Raw genomic sequence first — 20,373 nt, forward strand, 5'->3', positions numbered from 1 at the left:
GTCAGGCGTTCAGGGAATGAGTCCAGCGCGGTAGTCCAGATTTGGACAGGTAATCCACCAAGTTCGGATCGCCAAAAAACTGGGTTCGGCCACCGGAGGTGAAGGCGAGGGCGGATTGGTCGACGCGGAGGTTGGCGGCCCTCGCCCTGGCCGTCAACTGGGCCAGTAAACGTGCGTTGTCGTCGCGAGTCCCAGACCCGGAGCGAGCGCCGAAGACTGCAAAATTGATCCAGCCTCCGCCGCGAGCTTGCTCGCGAAGGTGCGCAAATTCGATCTGCATGTGATTACTCCGCGCTTGGAAAACTGCCAAGCGTGAGCCGCATTGTTGGAAGTGCAGTGGTTCAAAGAGTGACCTACTGGCCCGCTGCGGGTAGGTTTTTTGCTGCTGCGGCGCACAAGGCTTCATGCAGCTTGCATCTCAGCTCGGCGGGAGCCAGGACCTCTACCTCGGGGCTATGGCGCATGATGTCCATCAGCAGCTCCTGGTCGTTTGAGTAAGGCACTTCGAGGATGAAAGAGCCGTCTGATTCGGTCGAGGTTGTTTGACTGTGGTGCCAAGTTTCCTGGCTGATCCATTGAGCGCGCTGACGCGTGAACTTCAACTTAGCCTTGTGCAAAACAGGGCCGGCGAAGATTCCGTAGCCTGCACGGAAGTGCTCTTCCATAACCTCCGGGCTGACAGAAACGGCCTCTTCTTCGAGCGCCTGCACGGACTGGATCGACTCCAGCGCAAATGAGCGAAGCGCCTCACGCTGGTGGCACCAAGCGTCGAGAAGCCAGTTCTCGCGGTAATGCACCAGCTTCTGAGGGGAGATGGTTCGTTCGGTGGAGTCGTTGCGGTCGCGATTCCAATACCTGAGATGGAGCTTTTTCCCGTCCAGAAGCGCGCTCGCGACCTCCCGGAAATGGCTGGCTTGCACCTTTCGCGGGGCAAAGTGGATGAGTCGCACTTTGGATTCGATAGAACGCCGCGACGTCGTTCCCTCGGACAACATCGACTTCAGTCGTGTCTTGAGCGGGCCGACATGTTCAGCGAGCAAGCCCGGCTGCACGCCTTCGACAAGATGCAGCATGGTCAGAAGAGCAAAGACCTCGGAAGCTTCGAACCAGACTCCAGGCAACTGGAATCGATTGCCCTCCGTGTCGTTGATAACGTAGCCGCGCTTCTTTGCGTTCCAGGCAAGCGGGCAACCCATTCGGTCGCGCAGAAAATCAAGGTCACGTTTGACTGAAGCCTGAGAGACCTCCAATTCACGGATGAAGTCCTTCATCGGGACCGATGGCCTGGACTGAAGTAGTCGGACGATCTTTCCGAAACGCTCGAAGATGACCTTAGACACAGTCTCACTCCTCCTCCTGCTGCAGCTGATCGACACAGCCATTGAGACTTCACACTTGGCGCGACTCCTCCCTATTCAATCGCCGGAAGGTAAAGTCCCTGGAGCCGCTCCGACAGTGGATTGCCGCTGAGCGCCATTCCGTCATCGCTCTGTTGAAGGTCAGAACTGTCCAGGCAATATGAGGCCGATGCACCTCGCTGGATATCGGTGGAGTTCAACCCCGCGAGTGACACAGAGCGCCCGGTGACGGTGGCAGTAGTCTTTTGCTTCGACAGACGGTCGTAGTTGACGGTCCTGGATGCCGAAAAGGTCGATCCGTGGTCGGCGGCGATGTCGAGCGTGGACGCGATGCTCGCGTCCGGTCCGGATGGTCAGCCAATGTGACATCGCTTTCGGGTTGTTCGTGACTCCCAAGTCTGAATCCACCGAATGAAGCGGCATCAGGGGCCGAATCGTTTCATCCTCTGGATTGATGAAGAAACGAGGAAGCGTTCCTGGTCAAGGCAACACCGCGTTTCACTTTCAGATCCGGCGGAAGTCGTTTAATGAGCGTCTCGCTGCCATCCGCAAACCGCCTGACGAGCCAATCACCGCTCGCCACCACGACCGAGCCCATCTCCGCCAACGCCCGCTCGTAGGCCTTCCGCCCAGCCTTCGCGGCCAGCTCCGGAAATCGCGCCTCCGCCGCGAGCATCTCCTCTTCAGTGAGATCCTCCGGCTTGAGCACCATGTGAGTTCAGCTCCCGCTGCTCACACCGCCACCGGCGCCTTGATCGCCGCGTGGTGCTGGTAGTCCTGCAGCTCGAAGTCTTCGAACTGGTAATCGAAGATCGACTCCGGCTTGCGCTTGATGTGCATCGTCGGATACGCGAAGGGCGTGCGCGAGAGCTGCGTCTCCACCTGCTCGAAGTGATTCGAGTAGATGTGGCAATCCCCGCCCGTCCAGATGAAGTCCCCCAACCCCAGCCCGCATTGCTGCGCCAGCATCTGCGTCAGCAGCGCGTAGCTCGCGATGTTGAACGGCACCCCCAGGAAGATGTCCGCGCTGCGCTGGTACAGCTGGCACGACAGCTTCCCGTCCGCCACGTAGAACTGGAAGAACGCGTGACAGGGCATCAGCGCCATCTGGTCCAGCTCCGCCACGTTCCACGCCGAGACGATGATCCGCCGCGAGTCCGGGTTGGTCTTCAACTGCTTCACCACCTCCGCGATCTGGTCCACGTGACCGCCGCCGGCCTTCGGCCAACTGCGCCACTGCACGCCGTAGACCGGACCCAGGTCGCCGTCCTCCCGCGCCCACTCGTCCCAGATCGTGCAGCCGCGCTCCTGCAGCCACTTGACGTTCGAGTCGCCGCGCAGGAACCACAGCAGCTCAAGAATGATCGACTTCAGGTGCACCTTCTTCGTCGTCACCAGCGGGAAACCCTCGCTCAGGTCGAAGCGCATCTGGTGGCCGAAGACGCTGCGCGTGCCCGTGCCGGTTCGGTCACCCTTGGCCACCCCGTGCTCGTACACGTGGCGCATGAAGTCTTCGAACTGGCTGCGCACCGGGCGCGAGGAAGTGATGTCGGCGGTCATGGGGAAGATTTTAGAGGGGCCAGGACTTACGCATTGAATTGCAGGGCGGCCAGGCGCGCGTACAGCCCGCCGCGCGCCACGAGCTCGGCATGCGTGCCTTGCTCGACGATGCGACCTTGATCCATCACGACGATGCGATCAGCGCGTTGCACCGTCGACAACCGGTGCGCGATGACCAGCGTCGTCCGGTCCCGCATCGCTTCATCCAAGGCTTGCTGGACCAGCCGTTCGCTCTCGGCGTCGAGCGCGCTCGTGGCTTCGTCGAGCAGCAGCAACGGCGCGTCCTGCAGCATCGCCCGCGCAATCGCGATCCGCTGACGTTGACCGCCGGACAGGCGCACGCCGCGCTCGCCGAGGAAGCTGTCGTAGCCGTCCGGCAACTGACGGATGAACTCGTCCGCATGTGCGGCCTTGGCGGCGGCGATGACGTCCTCACGGCTCGCCTCCGGACGCCCGTAGCGGATGTTGTCCAGCGCGCTGGCCGAGAAGATCACGCTCTGCTGCGGCACCAGCGCCATGCGGCTTCGCAGCTCCGCGAGCTTCACGCGGTCCACCGCGACGCCGTCCAGCTGCAGCTTGCCGCCCTGCACGTCGAAGAAGCGCTGCAGCAGCTGCAGCACCGTGCTCTTGCCGGCGCCGCTCGGGCCGACCAGTGCGACGGTCTCGCCGGGCTCGATGCGCAGGGTGAAGTCCTCCAGCGCAGCGCGGTCCGGGCGCGAGGGATAGTGGAATCGCACCTGCTCGAAGCTCACGCGTGCCGGCCCGGTGGAGGCGGGCAGGGCGACCGGCGCCGCCGGATCCGCCACCGGCGATTGCGCCGCGAGCAGCTCCATCAGTCGCTCCATCGCGCCCGCCGCGCGCAGCAGGTCGCCCCAGACTTCCGCCAGCACCGCCACCGACGACACCAGCAGGATCACGTAGACCACCGTCTGCCCCAGGTGACCGGCGGAGATCTTGCCCGCCATCACCGCCTGCGTCCCTTGGTACAGCCCCCACAGCAGCGCGCCGAAGGTCGCCGTGATGATGAACGCCACCAGGAACGACCGCACCTTGGTCCGCTTGCGCGCCGTGTCGAACGCGGCCTCGCTGGCGACGTCGAAGCGCACCGCCTCGCGCGCTTCCTGCGCGTGCGATTGCACCACCGTGATCGCATTCAGCATCTCCGCAGCGATCGCGCTGGTGTCGGCGATGCGGTCCTGGCTCGACCGGGACAGTCGTCTGACGCGTCTGCCGAAGAACATCGCCGGCGCCACCACCAGCACCAGGATGCCCAGCACCTGCGTCATCACCCAGGGGTTGCTGGCGATCAGCAACGCCACCGCGCCCAGGCCCATGATCACGTTGCGCAGCCCCATCGACAGGCTGGAGCCGACGATGCTCTGGATCACCGTCGTGTCCGTCGTGATGCGGCTGATGACCTCGCCGGTCTGGGTGGTCTCGAAGAATTCAGGGCTCTGCCGCAGCACGTGGCTGTAGACCGCCGTGCGCAGGTCGGCGCTGACGCGCTCGCCCAGCCAGGTCACCGCATAGAAGCGCAGCGCCGAGAACACGCCCAACGCCGCACCGGTGGCGAACAGCCAGACGAAGTGCTCGCGCAGCGCCATCAGCCGGTCGCCCGGATCGGCGGACACCAGGCCCTGGTCGATCAGCTGCCGCAGCGCGAGCGGGAAGACCAGCGTCGCCGCGGCCGCCAGGATCAGGAAGACGATCGCCGCGGCGATCCGTCCCCGGTAGGGCCGCAGGAAGGGCCACAGCGCCGGCGCCATCGCCCGCAAGGGGGGCGAAGCCTTGGGCGGCGTGCGCACGGCGTTTGCCTGTCCGCCCGATGAGGGAGCCGACTCGGGGCGGGACCCCGTCTCCGAGGAGGACGAGGTGGGAGAAGTAGGGGACATGGCGGACATGAGCTCAGTTTAGGGGCCTCGTGTTGCGGGAATGTCCCTATCCACGGAAAGCCCATCCCAGGCAGTGATTGGCACGGCAATCATTGCCTAAGCAATAATTGTCATCAAGCATTTCCGGAAGCTCCGTCCCGGAAATCCGAAGTCACGAAGGACGACGCCATGAGTGCCAAGTTGCCCCCGCCCGCCGATTTCTACAGCGCCGACAGTTTCACGTCGGAGCCTAGCCTCGGCTGGCTGCTGCGTCAGATCAAGCAGTCCATGGTCCTGCAGGCCGACAAGATGCTCGGCGAGCATGACCTGACCCACGCCCAGTGGGCGCCCATGCTGCGCCTGCGCTTCAACGGCCCGATGTCCAGCGCCGCGCTCGCCCGCGAGCTCGCGATGGACGGCGGCGCGATGACGCGGCTGCTGGATCGGCTGGAAGCCAAGAACCTGGTGCGCCGCGAGCGCTCGGTCGAGGACCGGCGCGTGGTGATGGTGTCGCTGACCGAGGTCGGCGTGAACGCGATGGCAGCCGCCCCGGGCGTGCTGTCCAAGGTGTTCAACGACCACCTGGCCGGGTTCTCCGACCAGGAGTTCCGCACGCTGATCGGCCTGCTGCAGCGCATCGTCGTCAACGGCCAGGCGATCCGCGACGCGGGCCTGACCTCCGAATCGTCGACCCTCGTCGACAAATGCGAATGAACGCTCTCCACAAGAACAACATTGAGGACCCCCCGATGACCTCCCGATTCCTTCACCGCACCACCCTGGTCCTGGCCATGGGCGCGGCGCTGCTGATGGTGCTGACCGCCTGCGCGCCCATCCCCAAGCTGGACGAACCCGGCCGCCCGATCGACGGCGCCGAAGCGGCCCGCCTCGGCCTGGACGACAGCCAGAGTCCCGCGCTCGACGCCGCCTGGTGGAAGACCTTCCGCGATCCGCAGCTGGACGCGCTGGTCGACCAGGCGATCGCGAACTCGCCGAACCTGGCGCTCGCGCGTGCCCGCATCGCCCGCGCCGCCGCCATGACCGAGAACGCCGAGGCCGCGAAGCGCCCGGCCGCCGAGCTCGAGGCCGACGCGACCCGCCAGCGCATCACCGAACACGGCATCTACCCGCCGCCGCTGGCCGGCAGCGTGCAGACGCTGGCCAACATCCAGGCCGGGCTGAGCTACGAGTTCGACTTCTTCGGCAAGCATGACGCGGCGCTGCAGGCCGCGCTCGGCCAGCGCCGCGCCGCCGAGGCCGACGCGGCCGCCGCGCGGCTGAGCGTGTCCAACGCGGTCGCCAAGGCCTACGTCGCGCTGGCTCGCAGCCAGGCGCAGGGCCGTCTGCTGGAGCAGCAGAAGACGCTGCGCGACCAGTCCTTCGAACTGGTGCGCCAGCGCAGCGCCGCCGGCCTGGACAACGGCCAGGACCTGCGCGTCGCCGAGGCGCCGCTGCCCGACATCCAGCGCCAGCAGGTCGTGCTGCGCGAGCAGCAGACGCTGCTGCGCCACCAGCTCGCCGCGCTGACCGGCCAGGGCCCGAAGGCGACCGAGTCGCTGGACGCCGCGCTGCCGGTCGCGCTCGACTGGCAGCAGGCGCCCCACCTGGACCTGCTGGGCCGCCGCCCGGACCTGGCCGCCGCGCGCGCCCGGGTCGAGGCGACCGCGCAGGACATCCGCGTCGCCCGCGCGCAGTTCTATCCGAGCGTGAGCCTGACGGCCTTCATCGGCTTGAATTCGATCGGCCTGGATGAGCTGTTCAAGAGCGGCAGCCGCCAGTACGGCGCGGGCCCCGCACTGCACCTGCCGCTGTTCGACAGCGGCCGGCTGCGCGCCAATCTGCGCGGCAGCGCCGCCGAGCAGGACGCCGCGATCGCGAGCTACAACGTCGCGGTGCTGGACGCCGTGCGCGACGCCAGCGACCAGTACACGACGCTCGAATCGCTGCGTCAGCAGCGTACGCAGCAGGACGCGCTGGTGGCCAACGCCGACGGCCAGGCCACGCTGGCGGACCAGCGCCACCGCGCCGGCTTGACCGGCCGCATCGCGGTGCTGAGCGCGCAGCAGAACCAGCTGCTGCAGCAGCGCGGCCAGATCGATCTGCAGGCCTTGACCGTCGACGCGCAGATCAACCTCATGCGCGCTTTGGGCGGCGGTTACGCCGAGCCCGCCCGAGGCGCCGCGCAGACGACCGCTTCCGCCGATCGCCCCTGAGCGCCGCTGAGCGCCGACGCCCCCGAATCACAAGAATCCCGAAGAGCACACCATGAGCGCAACGCCCCCGAACAACACGCAAGCTCCCGCCAAGAACGGCACCCGCAAGAAGGGCCTGACCGCCATCGCCGCCGTCGTCATCGTGGCGGGCCTGGGCTACGTCGCCTACGAATGGATCGTCGGCAGCCGCTACGAGTCCACCGACAACGCCTACGTGCAGGCCAACGTCGTGCAGATCACGCCGCTGGTCGGCGGCACGGTGCGCGCGGTCTACGCCGACGACACCGACTTCGTGAAGGCCGGCCAGAAGCTGGTGAGCCTGGATCCGGTCGACGCCCGCGTCGCGCTGGAACAGGCGCAGGCGCAACTGGCTCAGACGGTCCGCGAAGTCCGCACGCTGTATGCGAACAACAGCGGCTTCGAGGCGCAGGTCAAGGTCCGCGAGGCCGACCTCAAGCGCGTCAGCGTCGATCTGGAGCGTCTGCAGTCCGACGTCGCCCGCCGCCAGCCGCTGGTCGCCACCGGCGCCGTCGGCAAGGAAGAGCTGGAACACGCGCAGTCGCAACTGACCTCGGCCCGCGCGCAGGCCGCCGCCGCGCAATCGGCGCTGCAGGCCGCGAAGGACCAACTGGCCTCCAACCAGGTGCTGACCGACGGCGTCAAGGTCGAGGAACACCCGAACGTGCTGCGCGCCGCCGCGCGACTGCGCGAAAGCTACCTGGCGCTGCAGCGCGCCGAGCTGATCGCGCCGGTGGACGGCTGGGTCGCGCGTCGCTCGGTGCAGCTGGGCCAGCGCGTCGCGGCCGGTGCGCCGCTGATGGCGGTGGTCGGCCTGCAGCAGGTCTGGGTCGACGCCAACTTCAAGGAAAGCCAGCTGGCCAAGCTGCGCATCGGCCAGAAGGCGACGCTGGAAGCGGACGTCTACGGCAAGAAGACCGAGTACCACGGCACGGTGCAGGGCCTGGGCGCGGGCACGGGCGCGGCCTTCGCGCTGCTGCCGGCACAGAACGCCACCGGCAACTGGATCAAGGTCGTGCAGCGCGTGCCGGTGCGCATCGCGCTGGACCCCAAGGAAGTGCAGGAGCACCCGCTGCGCGTGGGACTGTCGATGGACGTGCAGGTCGACATCCGTGAGCAGGGCGGCGCGATGCTGGCCGCCGCGACCGGCGCCAGCGCGCCGCGTCTGCAGACCACGATCTACGACGTCCAGGAGAAGGCCGCCGACGAGCAGGTCAACAAGATCATCGCGACCAACCTCGGCAAGGCCGCGGCCAAGGCGAACACTTCCCGCGTGCAATGAGCGAATCCACTCCAACCGCGCCCGGCGCGCCGGCGGCCCCCGGGCCGTCCGCGATGCCTGCTCCGGCGGGGCCACCGGCGGGTCCCGCGCCGCTGACCGGCACCGCGCTGGTGCTGGGCACCATCTCGCTGTCGCTGGCGACCTTCATGAACGTGCTGGACTCGTCCATCGCGAACGTGTCGCTGCCCGCGATCGCCGGCGACCTGGGCGTCAGCCCGGTGCAGGGCACCTGGGTCATCACGAGCTTCGGCGTCGCCAACGCGATCTCGGTGCCGCTGACCGGCTGGCTGACGCAGCGCTTCGGCGCGGTGCGGCTGTTCACGACCAGCGTGCTGCTGTTCGTGCTCGCGTCCTGGCTGTGCGGATTCGCGCACTCGCTGGAGATGCTGGTCGTCGCCCGCGTGTTCCAGGGGCTGGTGGCGGGGCCGATGATCCCGCTGTCGCAGACGCTGCTGCTGTCGAGTTATCCCAAGCACAAGGCGGGCACGGCGCTCGCGTTATGGGGGATGACGACGCTGGTCGCGCCGGTGGTCGGGCCGCTGCTGGGCGGCTGGATCACCGACAACGTCACCTGGCCGTGGATCTTCTACATCAACGTGCCGGTGGGCCTGTTCGCGGCCGGCCTGACCTGGAGCATCTACCGCACCCGCGAGACGCCGACCAAGAAGCTGCCGATCGACACCGTCGGGTTGTCGCTGCTGGTGCTGTGGGTGGGCTCGCTGCAGGTGATGCTGGACAAGGGCAAGGAGCTGGACTGGTTCGAGTCGAACCAGATCATCGCGCTGGCCGTGGTCGCAGTCGTGGGCCTGGCGGTGTTCATCGTCTGGGAGCTGACCAACGACCATCCGGTGGTGGACCTGCGTCTCTTCGCGCGCCGGAACTTCCTGTTCGGGGCCTCGGTGCTGTCGATCGCCTACGGGCTGTTCTTCGGCAACGTGGTGCTGCTGCCGCTGTGGCTGCAGCAGCACATGGGCTACACCGCGACGGCCGCGGGCTTCGCGCTCGCGCCGGTGGGGGTGCTGGCCATCCTGCTTTCACCGGTGGTGGGGAAGAAGGTTTCGGTGTGGGATCCGCGGATGATGGCGAGCTTCGCCTTCGTGATGTTCGCGATCGTGCTGTGGATGCGCTCGCTGTTCACGACGGACACGGACCTCGGGACCATCATGATCCCGACGATCCTGCAGGGTGGGGCGCTGGCGTTCTTCTTCATTCCGCTGACGACGCTGACCCTGTCGGGCATCACGCCGGACCGGATCGCCGCGGCGGCCGGGTTGTCGAACTTCGTGCGGATCACGGCGGGCGCGATGGGGACGTCGATCTCCACGACGCTGTGGGAGAACCGCGCGGCGCTGCACCACCATCACCTGGCGGAGCGTCTCTCGCTCGGCGATCCGGCGGAGACGGCGGCGCTGGACACGCTGCAGCGGCAGGGCTTCAGCCACGACCAGGCGCTGGCCTACATCAACCGGCTGGTGGACCAGCAGGCGTTCACGCGCGCGGCGGACGACATCTTCCTGGCGTCCGCGGTGCTGTTCATCGTGCTCATCGCCTTCGTGTGGCTGACCAAGCGGCCGCCGAAGATGGGCGCGCCGGTGGATGCGGGCGGGGCTCATTGATCGCGCGCCGTTGAAGCGATCGTCGAGGCGACAGTCGTCGCCCAGCAACAGAAAAGGGGTCCTGCGGGACCCCTTTCTGCTGTGAGACGGGCGGTATGCGGTCGCGCCGCGCGTTGGTGTGCGCGGTCAGGCCTTCGACGACGCCAGCTCCAGGCAGTACGCGATGAGTTCGTCCAGTTCGCTGGACTTGTCGAAGACCTTGTCGGCGCCCAGGCCCTCGCAGCGCTGGCGCATGTCGGCGGTGGCGTAGTTGGTCAGCACGATGACCTTGGCCTCGGGCTGCAGCAGCCGCGCCTTGGGCAGCAGCGACATGCCCGAACCGCGCTTCAGGAAGAGGTCGATGATGAGGATGTCGCAGGGGACCGCCTCGTCGTGCAGCCAGCGCAAGGCGCCGGCTTCGTCCTCGGCCATGCCGACCACGTCGAGGTCGAGCATCTCCTGCAGCGTCGCGACGAGGTTCTCCCGGATCAGCGGGCTGTCCTCCACCAGGAAACAGTTCAGCGTGCCTGGCGTCGGTGCGGTGACGGGAACGGTGGACATGGGCATGGGCGTGAGCGAGGCGCCCATTATCACGATCCCGAGCCCCGCTTCGATGTCGGCGCCAGCCGCGCGTTGCATTCAGACAGCGCCTTCATGCTCTCCGGATCCGCATCCTCGCCCAGGTCGATCAGCGGGACGATCGCCGCCAGCGGCGCCACCGCCACCCCCAGCACCGCCGCCGGCACCAGCTTGCGCAGCAGCGGCGCCTTCTGCAGGCTGAGCTGCGGGTCGCCCAATGTCCCCTGGATGTTCAGCGGCGTGCGCAGCGTCAGCGGACTCCGGTCCTTGGGATCGACCTTGGCCGTCAGCGCCAGCCGCTCCGTCGCCAGCGACATGCCGCCGTCCACCAGCACCACGGAGTCCTTCGTGTCGATCACCATCGGGCGCGGCGTCACCACGCCGTCCTTGACCCGCAGATCGGCGACGCCGCAGTAGACCGCCAGCGGCTCGTCGCCGCGCACCAGCATGCCCAGGCCCTGCGCGATGTCGATGCCCGCCGCCTCCACGATCAGGTGGGAGATGGTGCCGTCGGTCCAATACAGCACCATGCGGCCGTCGGCGCTGGCCAGCAGCTCCGCCGTCGACTTGCCTTCGCCGTCCAGTGCGATGCGTCCGCCCATGAGGCCGGTCACCCAGCGCTGGCCGTTCTTGCGTTCCAGGTTCAGCCATTGCTCCAGGTGCACGCCGCCGACGCGCAGCCGTGCCTGCCACTTCGCCTGCGGGCCGCGGCCGTCCAGCTTCATGCTGCCGGCGACCTGGCCGCGCGCCACGCGGGCGTCGATGTCCCGCAGTTCCAGCACGCCGTCCTGGAGCACGATGCGGGCGTTCAGCGGCTCGGCCGCCTGCAGGATCGCCGTGCCCGATTCAAAACGGGCCAGCTTCACGTTGACGTCGGCATTCATCGCCCGCAGCGAGGGCAGGTCGAACTGCTTGTCCGGCAGGACGCGCGACGGCGCCTTCTTCACCTTGGGCGCGCCGGGCTCCGCCGGCACACCGACCGCCGGTCCCAGGTCGGCCAGCCACAGCTCGCGACCGCGCAACTCGCCGGTCAGCGTCGGCAGGCCGTTCTCCTTCTTGTCGTAGACGAACTCGCCGTTCAGGTGGCTCTTGCCGATCGTGGCCTGGCTGACCGCCGTGGCCCAGCGCGAGCCGTCGCGGGTCAGCTTGCCCTTCATCGCGAAGGCGGGCGTGGTCGGCAAAGTGACGCCGAGCGGCTCGCCGACCGCGGCGAGCGACGGGCCCGCCAGCGTGTACTGGCCGGAAAGGCCCTGACTGACCAGCAGGTCGCGGACCAGGCCGTCGAAGCTCAGCTGTGCCTTGCCGATGTTGCCGCGCAGCGTGACCGGCACCGCGGGTGCGTTCGGATCCGAGGACATCCACGGCAGGGCGGAGCCGGTCTGCAGGCTGGCCTTGATCGGCAGGTCGCGCCAATGGCCCTCGGCCTGCGCCGTCACGCCGTAGCGGCCGCCTTCGCCAGGGCGGGCATCGTCGGCGGGCGCCGACGCGCCCTTGGGCTTGCCCGCCACGCGCTCGCCGAAGTCCACGGCCAGCCGGGTGCCGGAAGCCGCCGCGCTCGCCACGCGCGCCGCCGCCGTGGGCGCGCGCTGCGGTTCCACCGTGCTCCGGACGTCGCTCGACGCGGCGCGACCGGAGCGCACCGCCGATGCGGCTTCCTCCGCCGTCGTCCAGGTCTCGCGCAGCGCGAACCGGCCCAGCAGCGACAGCTGCTGGATCTTGTCGTCCACCAGCACCGTGCCCTTGTTCACCTCGAGCAGGTCGAAACGGATGCCGTCGATGTTGGGGCGCTTGCGCACCTGCGTGTCGCTGGATGGCTGCTTGCCGAATTGCCAGCTCGCGCGGCCTTCGACGTCGCGTTCCAGCTTCATGCTCAGCTCACCCGCGCGCAGCGCCTTGACCTGCAAGGCCTGACCCTCGTGGCGCAGGGCCAGCAGGTCCGAATAGCGCAAGGTCAGCGCCGCGTCCTGCGCCTGCAGCATCGGGCCGCCCAGCGTGCTCCAGCTCGGACCCGCGATCGTGAGACTGTGTGTGCGCAGGCGCAGGTTGCCGATCAGGCGAAGCTGCCAGGCCGCGTTGTCCTCGTTGCCGTCGAAGCGGACCTGCCGGTCGAGCTTCTGGCTCAGCCATTGCTCGGCAGGCCGGCGCAGGAAGGGCCAGCCCAGCCATTCACAGACGCCGACCGTGATCGCCAGCAGGACGACCAGCACGCCCAGACCCAGCGCCCAACCGTGTCGGCCTCGTCGTCGAGGACCCGGCGCCGGCGCCGGGGCGGAAGAGGGAGCGTTGTTCACCACCATTGTTCAAACATCCTGGAAAAGTATTCCTTGCCCCGTTGCCACAGCCCGCGGTCCTGCCAGCGCTGCAGCTCGATCGTCTTGGACGCGGTCCGGTCGCGTTCGAACATGCGCGTCATCGCGCCGCCGAAGTCCTCGCCCAGCACGACCGCGTTGACCTCGTTGTTGTGCACGAAGCTGCGCCAGTCCATGTTGCTGGAGCCCACCGTGGAGACGACACCGTCGATGACGGCGGTCTTCGCGTGCAGCACCGCGTCCTGGAGTTCATGGATGCGCACGCCGGCCTTCAGCATGCGCTCGTAATGGCTGCGGCCCGCGTGCATCACCGGGCCGAAGTCGCTGCGCGAGGGCAGGATCAGCTGCACGTCGACGCCGCGCTGCGCGGCCTCGCACAGCGCGTCGACCATGTCCTGGCCGGGCGCGAAGTAGGCCATCGTCAGGTACACGCTGCGCTGCGCGGCGCGGATGCTGCCCAGCAGCAGCGTGTAGATGCGGTTCTCCGTGTCCTGCGGCGTGGACGGGACCACCCGCATCAGCTGCTGACCGGGCGGCGGGCCGGGCGGCGGAGCGATCTCGGCGACGGTGCCCTCGCAGTGCTGCTGCGACCAGACCTCGCGGAACAGCGTATGCAGCTTCTGCGTCGCCGGGCCGCGCACCTGGACCATCGTGTCGCGCCAGCCGTTCTCGTCCGCCTTGTCGCCGGACTTGCCGTCGCCGGCGTCGCTGGATGCGGCCTTGGGCCTGGGCGGCTTCGCGGGACTGCGGCTGCCGAAGCCGCCCGAGCCCGACGAGTACACCGCGCTGATGTTGATGCCGCCGGTGAAACCGGTCTCCCCGTCGACCACCAGCATCTTGCGATGGTCGCGTTGCGTGATCTTGTGGTACTTCGTCCGCTGCTTGAGCGGATTGACCGGATTGAAGGCGCAGACGGCGATGCCGCCCTGGCGCAGGCGGTCGAAGTAGGTCTCGTCCGTGCCCATCGAGCCGACGCCGTCGTAGAGGACGGCGACTTCGAGTCCGTCGGCGCGCCGCTTCAGCAGCCGGTCTGCGAGCTGCCGGGAGACGTCGGCGTCTTCGATGATGTAGCTCTCCAGGACGATCTGGCGTCGCGCCTTGTCGATCGCCGAGAACATCGCGGCGAACGTCGCCGGACCGTCGACCAGCAGCTGAGCGTCGTTGCCCGCGTAGAGATCGACATCGCCGAAGGCGGACATCGCGGCGATCTGGCGCTTCAGCAGGTCCGCCTTGCCTTGCGAGGCCGCCCCCTGCAGCGCCTGCTCGCGGCCGGCCTGGTTCATCTGGCCACGCGATCCGGTGACGTCCACCTGCGCGGCCACCCGCGTCAAGGTCGGCGCGGTCGAGGGCGGATCCGGCACCCGGCCGTTGACCGGCGCGCGCGGCGTGCCGCACGCGACCAGGCCGACGCTCGCGCCGAGCGCGAAGAGCAGGGCGGCGACGCGTCGGCGCATGGGCTCAGTCCCGCAGCAGGTCGGCGAGGTCGTCGGCGTGCTCTTCCTCTTCGGCGAGGACTTCCTCCAGGATGCGGCGCGTCGTCGGATCCTTGTCGCCGATCAGCTGGATCATCTGCCGGTAGGCCTCCACCGCGATGCGCTCGGCGATCAGGTTCGATCGCAGCATCGCCTTGAGGTCCTTGGATTCGTCGTACTCGGCGTGGCTGCGCTGGGTCAGCGAATCCGGCTTGAAATCCGGATCGCCGCCGAGCTGCACGATGCGCTCGGCGATGCGGTCGGCGTGGACCGCCTCCTGCGTCGCGTGCTCGAGGAACTCCTCGGCGATGCGCGGCGAGTTCAGGCCGTGCGCGGTGAAGTAGTGGCGCTTGTAGCGCAGCACGCAGACCAACTCGGTCGCGAGCGCGTCGTTGAGCAGACGGATCACGTCCTCGCGCCAGGGACCGTAGCTCGGCGTGACCGGGCCTTCGTCGAGGTGCTGGCGAGCGCGTTGCAAGGCCGTTTCATCAAGCTTCAGGTGCTTGTGTTCGGGGGCGTTCATGGGCTGGCTCCTCTGGGTTCAGGAAACTTCAGGAAACCGGAAGCGTCACTTCCGGATGGCGTTGAAGCCCGTGATGCCCAGCACCAGCAGCACCAGGAAGATGACCACGAAGATCCCGAACAGGATCTTGGCGATGCCGGCCGCGCCCGCGGCGAGACCGGTGAAGCCGAGGACGCCCGCCACCAGCGAGATCACGGCAAAGATCAGGGCCCACTTCAACATGACGATGTCCTTTCGAGCAGTCGGCCGCGGCGCGGCGCTTGGGCTCACTGTAGAAGCGGCCGGGGGGGCGAAGGGATCAGCAGGGCCCACGTCCGGGTGTAGGACAGGACGCCGCAGGAGCGGGGCACGGAGGCGGCTGGCGCGGATGCCGGACTCGTCCTACACGCGGCTCCGGCGCGGTACGACAGACGGCCGCCGGCGACCGACCTAGCCTTGCTCCATCAACTTCCCCCCGTCTCCGACCTCGGCGCCGAGCGCCGGAAAGGAACCCAGATGATCAAGCTCAACAAGACCTTCACGTCGCCCTCCGCCGCCGCCTGGATCACTGCCGGGGCGGTGCTGTCGGCCGTCATGATCGTGACCACGCCGGCCTTCGCGGCCGGTGCGTCGTCCAAGACCGACATCCAGGCGACCTACGAGCAGGAACGGGCCAACTGCCTCGCCGGCAAGACCGGCCAGCAACGCTCCGCCTGTCTCAAGGAAGCCGGCGCGGCGCGCCAGGAAGCCCAGCGCGGCAACCTCCGCACCGCGAGCACGCAGGATCTCGCCAACAACGCGATGCTGCGCTGCCAGCGCGTGGCCGAAGAGGATCGTGAGGACTGCCGCATGATGGTCATGGGCCAGGGTACCCGCGACGGCAGCGTGAAGAGCGGCGGCATCCTGACCCGCATCGACCGCATGGTGCAGGAGAACCCGACCGCGGCCGGCATCCCGTCGGCCCCGGCCGAGCCTCCGAGCGCGACCATGCGACCGGGCCCCGACGTCCCGCCGCCGCGCCAGCCCAAGGCCAGCGCGCCGGCCCGTTGAGCGATCGAAGAGGAGCGACACCATGCTGATGAAACGCCTCGTCCCGCTCGCGCTCTCCAGCCTGGCCGGCTATGCCCTGTGGCAATGGCAGGCCCGGCGCCACGAGCAGCGGCACAAGACCTCGCACTCGAAACCCGAGGAAGTCACGACCTGGGAAGGCGAGGGCGGCGCGCTGCATCGCTCCGGCCCGCACATGGGGCCCGAGCCGGCCAAGCCATCCGCCTGACAGGCCCACGCATTCCGTCCGCCGGATACGAAAAAGGCGCTCCGCAAGGAGCGCCTTTTTCATGGCCGCGCGATGGCGCGCCATCGCGCGCTCCAGCGAGGATCAGCCGCCCGACCCTTGCTGCGGCTCGCGCAGGAAGATCTCGACGCGGCGGTTCTTGGCGCGGCTCTCGGCCGTGTCGTTCGACACCAGCGGCTCGCGCGAACCCCGGCCGGCGGCCTCGATCCGGTCGCCACGGACGCCGCGGTCGGCCAGGTAGGCCCGGACGCTTTCCGCGCGACGCAGCGACAGCGGGTCGTTGATCGCATCGGAGCCGGTGTTGTCGGTGTGGCCGACCACGCGCACCACCGTCGGCGACGGGTTGTTGTTCAGGCCGTTCGCGAACGCGTCCAGCACGGGCCGCAGTCGCGGTTCGACCGCCGCGCTGTTGGTCGCGAACGAGATGTCGCTGGGCACATCCAGCTTGAGCTGGTTGTCGGCCGTGCGGGTCACCTCCACGCCGGTGCCCTGCGTGGCCTGCTCCATCGCCCGGCGCTTGTCTTCCATGTGGCGCGACCAGACGTTGCCGGCGACCGCGCCCAGCGCGCCGCCGATCAGCGCGCCGGTGCCGGCCTTGCCGCCGGTGGCCGAACTGATGACCGCGCCGGAGACGGCGCCGATCGCGGCGCCGCCCGCGGTGCCGCGCTGGCGCTCGTCCATGTTCGCGCAGCCGGCCAGGACGGCCGCCGCCAGGGCCGCCACGGCCAGTCGGGTGTGTCGCATCTGCATCTTGCTTCTCCTTGTGATCCGGGTAAGAAAACCCAACGACCCGGGCAGCTGTGCCGCTGCCCGCGCGAGTCAGTATCCCGCGCGGCGGCACCGCCGTTCCAGGTCTGCTGGATGAGTTGCCCGCGCGTCGCACCGGGGTTCCGATTCAGGCGCGCGTTCGACGGTGATGGCTCGAGGGCAAGCGCGGCACCTGCCGATTCGACCCGCATCACAGTCAGGACTCCTGCAGATAACTGTTATTCCGAGGGGTGGGATGACAAGTACTTGTTATTCAGCGTAACGGGCAGGGTTCATAGCATGAAGCCTCCTTTGCCAACCGCTCCGCGGAGTGCCCATGTCCCGCTGCCTCGAACCCGGTCGCACCCCCGTCAGCGGTGCCGGAAACGACGTCCCGAAGAGCCGGGAGGACGAGCACCTCGGCCCGCGCGTCCGCTATGCCACCCAGCCGATCATCGACAGGTCCGGCCGCGTGGTCGCCACCGAACTCCTGTTCCGCTGGAATGCCAGCGACGACACGGTCGGCCCGGAGCTGGGCGCCTATGCGACCGCCGCCGCGCTGTCGAACGCGTTGATCGACGGCGGGGTGCTGACGGACTCCCCGGCGGCGGAACACCCCGTCGGCGACCTGCTGGTCAACATGGACCGTCGCACCCTGCTGAGTCCCGTGGCCGAGGCCTTGACACCCGACGTCGGCGTCATCGAGCTGCTGGAGACCGTCGAGATCGATGTGACGCTGATGCAGCGCATCAGCGATCTTCACGGGCGCGGCTACCGTTTCGCGCTGGACGACATCGTCAGCGCGGACGATCCCCGATGGCAGCTGGCGCCCTGGGTCCAGTTCGCCAAGATCGATGTCCTCGGCCTTGATGCGGATCAACTGCCCCGGCTGGTCCACCGGGCGCATCAGCTGGGCATGGCCGTGATCGCCGAGAAGATCGAGGATGAGGACGCACTCCAGCGCGCGCGCCGTGCCGGCGCCGACTATTTCCAGGGTTACGACATCGCCAGCCCGACGACGCTGGCCGTGCCGGCCCTCCCCGGGTGCGAGGCGGCCGTGGTCGGGCAGATGTTCCTGCTGTCGCGTTCAGGCGTATCGGCGTCATCGCTCGCGCTGCTCGCGGGGCGCCATCCCGCGCTGGTCGCCAGGCTGCTGCGTGTGCAGGCCATCCACGCGCCGCAATACGTGGCGACGGCGGACTCTCTCGCCGCCGTGCTGGACTCCCTGCCGCGCGCCGTCCTGACCGCCTGGCTGGCCGTGTTCAACATCGCCGCGGTGCACGGCCGCGATCGCGAACTGGCACGGCTGCTGCGCGGCGAACTGGCGGACGGCCGCCTGCGCCTGCGCAGCGAAGGTCGGGTGCAAACGAACAGCGCATTTGAAGAGGCCTCCTTCATCCTCTGCAAGCAGTTGCTGCGCATGCGTCTGCTCTCGAGACCGGCCGCGGAGTTCCAGGCGCCCTCGGCTCGTGCAGCGACCGCAGGGAATGCCGGATCGGGCAACGGTGTGGATAGAGCCGCCGCCTGACGCACGAGCCTCCGGGACCAACGAAGAAGCCGCCCGAGGGCGGCTTTCTCTTGCCGGGAAGGACGACGGGATCGGTGTCCTCGCCGTCCATGGCCGGCCTTGGCCGACCCCGTCGGCTCATTCGTCGATCAGTCCATGCAGCCTGGCCACGCTGGTGGCCATCGCGCGGGAGTTGACGTTCAACTTGCGGTAGATCGACCGCAGATGCTGATTCACGGTGAAGCGCGAGATCGACAGGCGACTGCCGATGTCGACGATCGGCAGACCTTCGATCAGCAGGTTCAGCACGCTCCATTCGCGCTGACCCAGGCCGAGCTCCTTCAGCTTCTGCGCCTTGTCGACCTTGGGCTTCACGCCGGTCTCCAGGCTTTCGAGCTTGTCGAGCACCAGTCGCGAGACGGCCGGGCTCAAGGGCGCGTGGCCGTTGTGGGTGGCGATGATCTTGTCGATCAGGCTGGGCTGGATCTCCTCCTTCAGCAGGTAGCCGGAGGCGCCTGAGCGCAGGCTGCGCATCACGTGCTTGGCGTCGCCGAACGTGCTGATCACGATGCTGTGCGCATCCGGGCACTTCTCGTTGATCAGCTTGATCAGGTCGATGCCGTCCACATCGGGCAGGCCGAGGTCGACGAGGTAGATGTCGGCGCGGTTGGCGAGGATCGCGGAGACCGATTCGCCGCGGTTGCGACCGATGCCGACGATCTGGCAGGCACTGCTGGCCGACACGACGTCGATCAGGCGCTGCAGGACGGTGGCGTCGTCTTCGATGATGGTGACGGTGATCATGTGGTGTTCCCCTGTAGTTCGCAGTTGTTGTTGCTGATGGTCGATGAGGATTGATGACGTGAAGTGAGTGGTGCTCGTGCAGACGTCGTGCGGTCGTCGCGGCTTCAGCGCTCGCCGAGCGATTCCGATACCGTCTTCTTCACCGGCTTGAGCAGGTAGTCCAGCACGGTGTGGCGGCCGGTGATGATCTCCACCGTCGCCGTCATGCCGGGCTGGATCACGATGCGATCCGCCTTCTCGCCCTTGAAGCGCTTGCCGTCGATGCGGATGTGGGTGCGGTAATAAGCCTGCTCGCCCTGCGGCGTGCGCTCGGTCAGCGCGTCGGGACTCACATAGGTCACGCTGCCGTCGAGCGCGCCGTAGATGCTGTAGTCGAAGGCGTCCACCTTGACCGCCGCGGGCATGCCGCGGCGGATGAAACCGATGTCGGCGGCGCGTAGTCGCGCCTCGATGATCAGGTCATCGCCGGTGGGCAGCAGCTGCATGATCTCGTCGCCGGGACGCAGGACGGCGCCCTCGGTGGTCAGCGTGATCAGGTTGACCACGCCGTCGACCGGCGCGCGCAGCTGCGTGTGTTCCAGGTTGCCGCGCCGGTCGTTCAGCATCTGCTGCACGCTGGCGAGTTCTTCCTCCGCCTTGGCCAGCTCGGCCTGCGCATCCTGCAGGAAGCGGTTGCGTCGGGAGGTGACCTGGCCGGCCGCCTCGTTCGCCGTGCGCTGCAGCCTCAGGAATTCGGCCGCGCTGATGTCGCCGGCCTTGTAGAGGGGCTCGTTGAGGTCGACCTCGCGGCGTGCCAGGTCCGCGGACGTGGCCAGGACGGCCAGTTCTTCCTGCAAGGCCGTCCGACGCCGTTCATAGAGCTGGCGTTGCAACTCGTTGAAGGGGCCCGTGCCGGCGGGACGGTAGGGCGTGCCCAGGGTCTCGGCGCGCAGGCGCGCCAGCGACGCGTTCAACGCGTCGGCCTTCTCGCTGGAGTCCGCCAGCGCCGCGCTGGCCTTGGTGTTGTCCAGCTGGGCCAGCAGGTCGCCCTTGCGGACGGCATCCCCCTCATGCACGAACAGCTTTTCCACCACACCTCCATCGGGCGCCTGGATCACTTGTGTGCGCGAAGACGCCATGACCTTGCCTGCGGCGCGCGTGACCTGCTCGATCTGCGCCTGCGAGGCCCACCACCCACCGGCGCCCAGCGCCGCCACGGTGGCGAGGACGGTCCAGCGAATGCGCGCTTGACCTTCGTGAAGACTTGTCTTGATTGTCATGGG

General features: G+C 68.0%; 20 protein-coding genes. 7 read left to right on the forward strand and 13 right to left on the reverse strand.

Annotated features, from left to right (window positions below; all coding sequences use genetic code 11):
- Position 1 precedes the first annotated feature (1 nt).
- The 5 genes from ACQZ13_RS13940 to ACQZ13_RS13960 all read right to left on the reverse strand — a co-directional run bounded on the left by ACQZ13_RS13940 (position 2) and on the right by ACQZ13_RS13960 (position 4,684).
- Positions 2 to 280: a hypothetical protein gene (locus ACQZ13_RS13940; protein ID WP_431052840.1), complete on the reverse strand. Its 279-nt coding sequence runs from the start codon at positions 278 to 280 to the stop codon at positions 2 to 4.
- A gap of 73 nt (positions 281 to 353) precedes the next feature.
- Positions 354 to 1,271: a helix-turn-helix transcriptional regulator gene (locus tag ACQZ13_RS13945; RefSeq protein WP_431052842.1), complete on the reverse strand. Its 918-nt coding sequence runs from the start codon at positions 1,269 to 1,271 to the stop codon at positions 354 to 356.
- A gap of 526 nt (positions 1,272 to 1,797) precedes the next feature.
- The gene (locus tag ACQZ13_RS13950) at positions 1,798 to 2,070 is read right to left on the reverse strand and encodes a hypothetical protein (protein ID WP_431052844.1); all 273 of its coding nucleotides are present in this window, start codon (positions 2,068 to 2,070) and stop codon (positions 1,798 to 1,800) included.
- A gap of 20 nt (positions 2,071 to 2,090) precedes the next feature.
- Positions 2,091 to 2,918 (reverse strand): thymidylate synthase, encoded by an 828-nt coding sequence (locus tag ACQZ13_RS13955; RefSeq protein ID WP_431052846.1) that lies wholly within the window; start codon positions 2,916 to 2,918, stop codon positions 2,091 to 2,093.
- A gap of 26 nt (positions 2,919 to 2,944) precedes the next feature.
- A complete protein-coding gene (locus ACQZ13_RS13960; protein ID WP_431053238.1) occupies positions 2,945 to 4,684 on the reverse strand; it encodes an ABC transporter transmembrane domain-containing protein in 1,740 nt (579 codons plus the stop codon).
- 294 nt (positions 4,685 to 4,978) lie between these two features.
- Between ACQZ13_RS13960 and ACQZ13_RS13965 the strand changes: the two genes are divergently transcribed.
- Genes ACQZ13_RS13965 through ACQZ13_RS13980 form a run of 4 tightly spaced genes read left to right on the forward strand, consistent with a single transcriptional unit; the run spans position 4,979 to position 9,918 of the window.
- Positions 4,979 to 5,503: a MarR family winged helix-turn-helix transcriptional regulator gene (locus ACQZ13_RS13965; RefSeq protein ID WP_088404525.1), complete on the forward strand. Its 525-nt coding sequence runs from the start codon at positions 4,979 to 4,981 to the stop codon at positions 5,501 to 5,503.
- A gap of 35 nt (positions 5,504 to 5,538) precedes the next feature.
- On the forward strand, positions 5,539 to 7,002 hold the full coding sequence (locus tag ACQZ13_RS13970; RefSeq protein ID WP_431052848.1) for an efflux transporter outer membrane subunit: 1,464 nt from the start codon (positions 5,539 to 5,541) through the stop codon (positions 7,000 to 7,002).
- A 52-nt stretch (positions 7,003 to 7,054) separates the two neighbouring features.
- Positions 7,055 to 8,302: an efflux RND transporter periplasmic adaptor subunit gene (locus ACQZ13_RS13975; protein WP_431052850.1), complete on the forward strand. Its 1,248-nt coding sequence runs from the start codon at positions 7,055 to 7,057 to the stop codon at positions 8,300 to 8,302.
- Positions 8,299 to 9,918: a DHA2 family efflux MFS transporter permease subunit gene (locus tag ACQZ13_RS13980; RefSeq protein ID WP_431052852.1), complete on the forward strand. Its 1,620-nt coding sequence runs from the start codon at positions 8,299 to 8,301 to the stop codon at positions 9,916 to 9,918. Before ACQZ13_RS13975 ends, ACQZ13_RS13980 begins: the two co-directional genes overlap by 4 nt.
- 126 nt (positions 9,919 to 10,044) lie before the next feature.
- On the opposite strand, the gene ACQZ13_RS13985 is transcribed toward ACQZ13_RS13980, so the two are convergent.
- The 5 genes from ACQZ13_RS13985 to ACQZ13_RS14005 are packed head-to-tail and all read right to left on the reverse strand — an operon-like array spanning position 10,045 to position 15,002.
- Positions 10,045 to 10,458, reverse strand: coding sequence for a response regulator (locus ACQZ13_RS13985; protein WP_088404607.1), 414 nt, complete (start codon positions 10,456 to 10,458; stop codon positions 10,045 to 10,047).
- A 29-nt stretch (positions 10,459 to 10,487) separates the two neighbouring features.
- Positions 10,488 to 12,773, reverse strand: coding sequence for an AsmA family protein (locus tag ACQZ13_RS13990; protein WP_431052854.1), 2,286 nt, complete (start codon positions 12,771 to 12,773; stop codon positions 10,488 to 10,490).
- The gene (locus ACQZ13_RS13995) at positions 12,764 to 14,239 is read right to left on the reverse strand and encodes a phospholipase D-like domain-containing protein (RefSeq protein ID WP_431052856.1); all 1,476 of its coding nucleotides are present in this window, start codon (positions 14,237 to 14,239) and stop codon (positions 12,764 to 12,766) included. The genes ACQZ13_RS13990 and ACQZ13_RS13995 overlap by 10 nt, the downstream gene beginning before the upstream one ends.
- 4 nt (positions 14,240 to 14,243) lie before the next feature.
- Positions 14,244 to 14,780 (reverse strand): ferritin-like domain-containing protein, encoded by a 537-nt coding sequence (locus ACQZ13_RS14000; RefSeq protein WP_431052858.1) that lies wholly within the window; start codon positions 14,778 to 14,780, stop codon positions 14,244 to 14,246.
- A gap of 45 nt (positions 14,781 to 14,825) precedes the next feature.
- Positions 14,826 to 15,002: a DUF1328 family protein gene (locus ACQZ13_RS14005; protein WP_088404516.1), complete on the reverse strand. Its 177-nt coding sequence runs from the start codon at positions 15,000 to 15,002 to the stop codon at positions 14,826 to 14,828.
- 273 nt (positions 15,003 to 15,275) lie between these two features.
- On the opposite strand from ACQZ13_RS14005, the gene ACQZ13_RS14010 reads away from it, so the two are divergent.
- Together ACQZ13_RS14010 and ACQZ13_RS14015 are read left to right on the forward strand one after the other, a co-directional pair.
- Positions 15,276 to 15,809 (forward strand): hypothetical protein, encoded by a 534-nt coding sequence (locus ACQZ13_RS14010; RefSeq protein ID WP_431052861.1) that lies wholly within the window; start codon positions 15,276 to 15,278, stop codon positions 15,807 to 15,809.
- 22 nt (positions 15,810 to 15,831) lie between these two features.
- Positions 15,832 to 16,035 carry a hypothetical protein gene (locus tag ACQZ13_RS14015; RefSeq protein ID WP_431052863.1) on the forward strand — a complete coding sequence of 68 codons (204 nt, stop codon included), beginning with the start codon at positions 15,832 to 15,834 and terminating at the stop codon, positions 16,033 to 16,035.
- 102 nt (positions 16,036 to 16,137) lie between these two features.
- Here the strand turns inward: ACQZ13_RS14015 and ACQZ13_RS14020 are convergent, their stop codons facing one another.
- A complete protein-coding gene (locus ACQZ13_RS14020) occupies positions 16,138 to 16,797 on the reverse strand; it encodes an OmpA family protein (protein WP_431053240.1) in 660 nt (219 codons plus the stop codon).
- Between the two features lie 340 nt (positions 16,798 to 17,137).
- Here ACQZ13_RS14020 and ACQZ13_RS14025 point away from each other — a divergent pair, with 340 nt between their 5' ends.
- A complete protein-coding gene (locus tag ACQZ13_RS14025) occupies positions 17,138 to 18,328 on the forward strand; it encodes an EAL and HDOD domain-containing protein (RefSeq protein WP_431052865.1) in 1,191 nt (396 codons plus the stop codon).
- 117 nt (positions 18,329 to 18,445) lie between these two features.
- Here ACQZ13_RS14025 and ACQZ13_RS14030 read toward each other — a convergent pair whose 3' ends face one another.
- On the reverse strand, positions 18,446 to 19,111 hold the full coding sequence (locus tag ACQZ13_RS14030) for a response regulator (protein ID WP_088404512.1): 666 nt from the start codon (positions 19,109 to 19,111) through the stop codon (positions 18,446 to 18,448).
- A gap of 104 nt (positions 19,112 to 19,215) precedes the next feature.
- Positions 19,216 to 20,370 carry an HlyD family type I secretion periplasmic adaptor subunit gene (locus ACQZ13_RS14035; RefSeq protein WP_431052868.1) on the reverse strand — a complete coding sequence of 385 codons (1,155 nt, stop codon included), beginning with the start codon at positions 20,368 to 20,370 and terminating at the stop codon, positions 19,216 to 19,218.
- Positions 20,371 to 20,373: the final 3 nt, after the last annotated feature.

The organism is Roseateles sp. L2-2 (assembly GCF_050613215.1).
GTDB lineage: Bacteria > Pseudomonadota > Gammaproteobacteria > Burkholderiales > Burkholderiaceae_C > Roseateles > Roseateles noduli.

What these genes read in the sequence shown, in the direction of transcription:
- ACQZ13_RS13940 (WP_431052840.1), bottom strand. Translation starts at nt 280, where the DNA reads ATGCAGATCGAATTTGCGCACCTTCGCGAGCAAGCTCGCGGCGGAGGC.
- ACQZ13_RS13945 (WP_431052842.1), bottom strand. Translation starts at nt 1,271, where the DNA reads ATGAAGGACTTCATCCGTGAATTGGAGGTCTCTCAGGCTTCAGTCAAA.
- ACQZ13_RS13950 (WP_431052844.1), bottom strand. Translation starts at nt 2,070, where the DNA reads ATGGTGCTCAAGCCGGAGGATCTCACTGAAGAGGAGATGCTCGCGGCG.
- ACQZ13_RS13955 (WP_431052846.1), bottom strand. Translation starts at nt 2,918, where the DNA reads ATGACCGCCGACATCACTTCCTCGCGCCCGGTGCGCAGCCAGTTCGAA.
- ACQZ13_RS13960 (WP_431053238.1), bottom strand. Translation starts at nt 4,684, where the DNA reads ATGGCGCCGGCGCTGTGGCCCTTCCTGCGGCCCTACCGGGGACGGATC.
- ACQZ13_RS13965 (WP_088404525.1), top strand. Translation starts at nt 4,979, where the DNA reads ATGAGTGCCAAGTTGCCCCCGCCCGCCGATTTCTACAGCGCCGACAGT.
- ACQZ13_RS13970 (WP_431052848.1), top strand. Translation starts at nt 5,539, where the DNA reads ATGACCTCCCGATTCCTTCACCGCACCACCCTGGTCCTGGCCATGGGC.
- ACQZ13_RS13975 (WP_431052850.1), top strand. Translation starts at nt 7,055, where the DNA reads ATGAGCGCAACGCCCCCGAACAACACGCAAGCTCCCGCCAAGAACGGC.
- ACQZ13_RS13980 (WP_431052852.1), top strand. Translation starts at nt 8,299, where the DNA reads ATGAGCGAATCCACTCCAACCGCGCCCGGCGCGCCGGCGGCCCCCGGG.
- ACQZ13_RS13985 (WP_088404607.1), bottom strand. Translation starts at nt 10,458, where the DNA reads ATGTCCACCGTTCCCGTCACCGCACCGACGCCAGGCACGCTGAACTGT.
- ACQZ13_RS13990 (WP_431052854.1), bottom strand. Translation starts at nt 12,773, where the DNA reads ATGGTGGTGAACAACGCTCCCTCTTCCGCCCCGGCGCCGGCGCCGGGT.
- ACQZ13_RS13995 (WP_431052856.1), bottom strand. Translation starts at nt 14,239, where the DNA reads ATGCGCCGACGCGTCGCCGCCCTGCTCTTCGCGCTCGGCGCGAGCGTC.
- ACQZ13_RS14000 (WP_431052858.1), bottom strand. Translation starts at nt 14,780, where the DNA reads ATGAACGCCCCCGAACACAAGCACCTGAAGCTTGATGAAACGGCCTTG.
- ACQZ13_RS14005 (WP_088404516.1), bottom strand. Translation starts at nt 15,002, where the DNA reads ATGTTGAAGTGGGCCCTGATCTTTGCCGTGATCTCGCTGGTGGCGGGC.
- ACQZ13_RS14010 (WP_431052861.1), top strand. Translation starts at nt 15,276, where the DNA reads ATGATCAAGCTCAACAAGACCTTCACGTCGCCCTCCGCCGCCGCCTGG.
- ACQZ13_RS14015 (WP_431052863.1), top strand. Translation starts at nt 15,832, where the DNA reads ATGCTGATGAAACGCCTCGTCCCGCTCGCGCTCTCCAGCCTGGCCGGC.
- ACQZ13_RS14020 (WP_431053240.1), bottom strand. Translation starts at nt 16,797, where the DNA reads ATGCGACACACCCGACTGGCCGTGGCGGCCCTGGCGGCGGCCGTCCTG.
- ACQZ13_RS14025 (WP_431052865.1), top strand. Translation starts at nt 17,138, where the DNA reads ATGTCCCGCTGCCTCGAACCCGGTCGCACCCCCGTCAGCGGTGCCGGA.
- ACQZ13_RS14030 (WP_088404512.1), bottom strand. Translation starts at nt 19,111, where the DNA reads ATGATCACCGTCACCATCATCGAAGACGACGCCACCGTCCTGCAGCGC.
- ACQZ13_RS14035 (WP_431052868.1), bottom strand. Translation starts at nt 20,370, where the DNA reads ATGACAATCAAGACAAGTCTTCACGAAGGTCAAGCGCGCATTCGCTGG.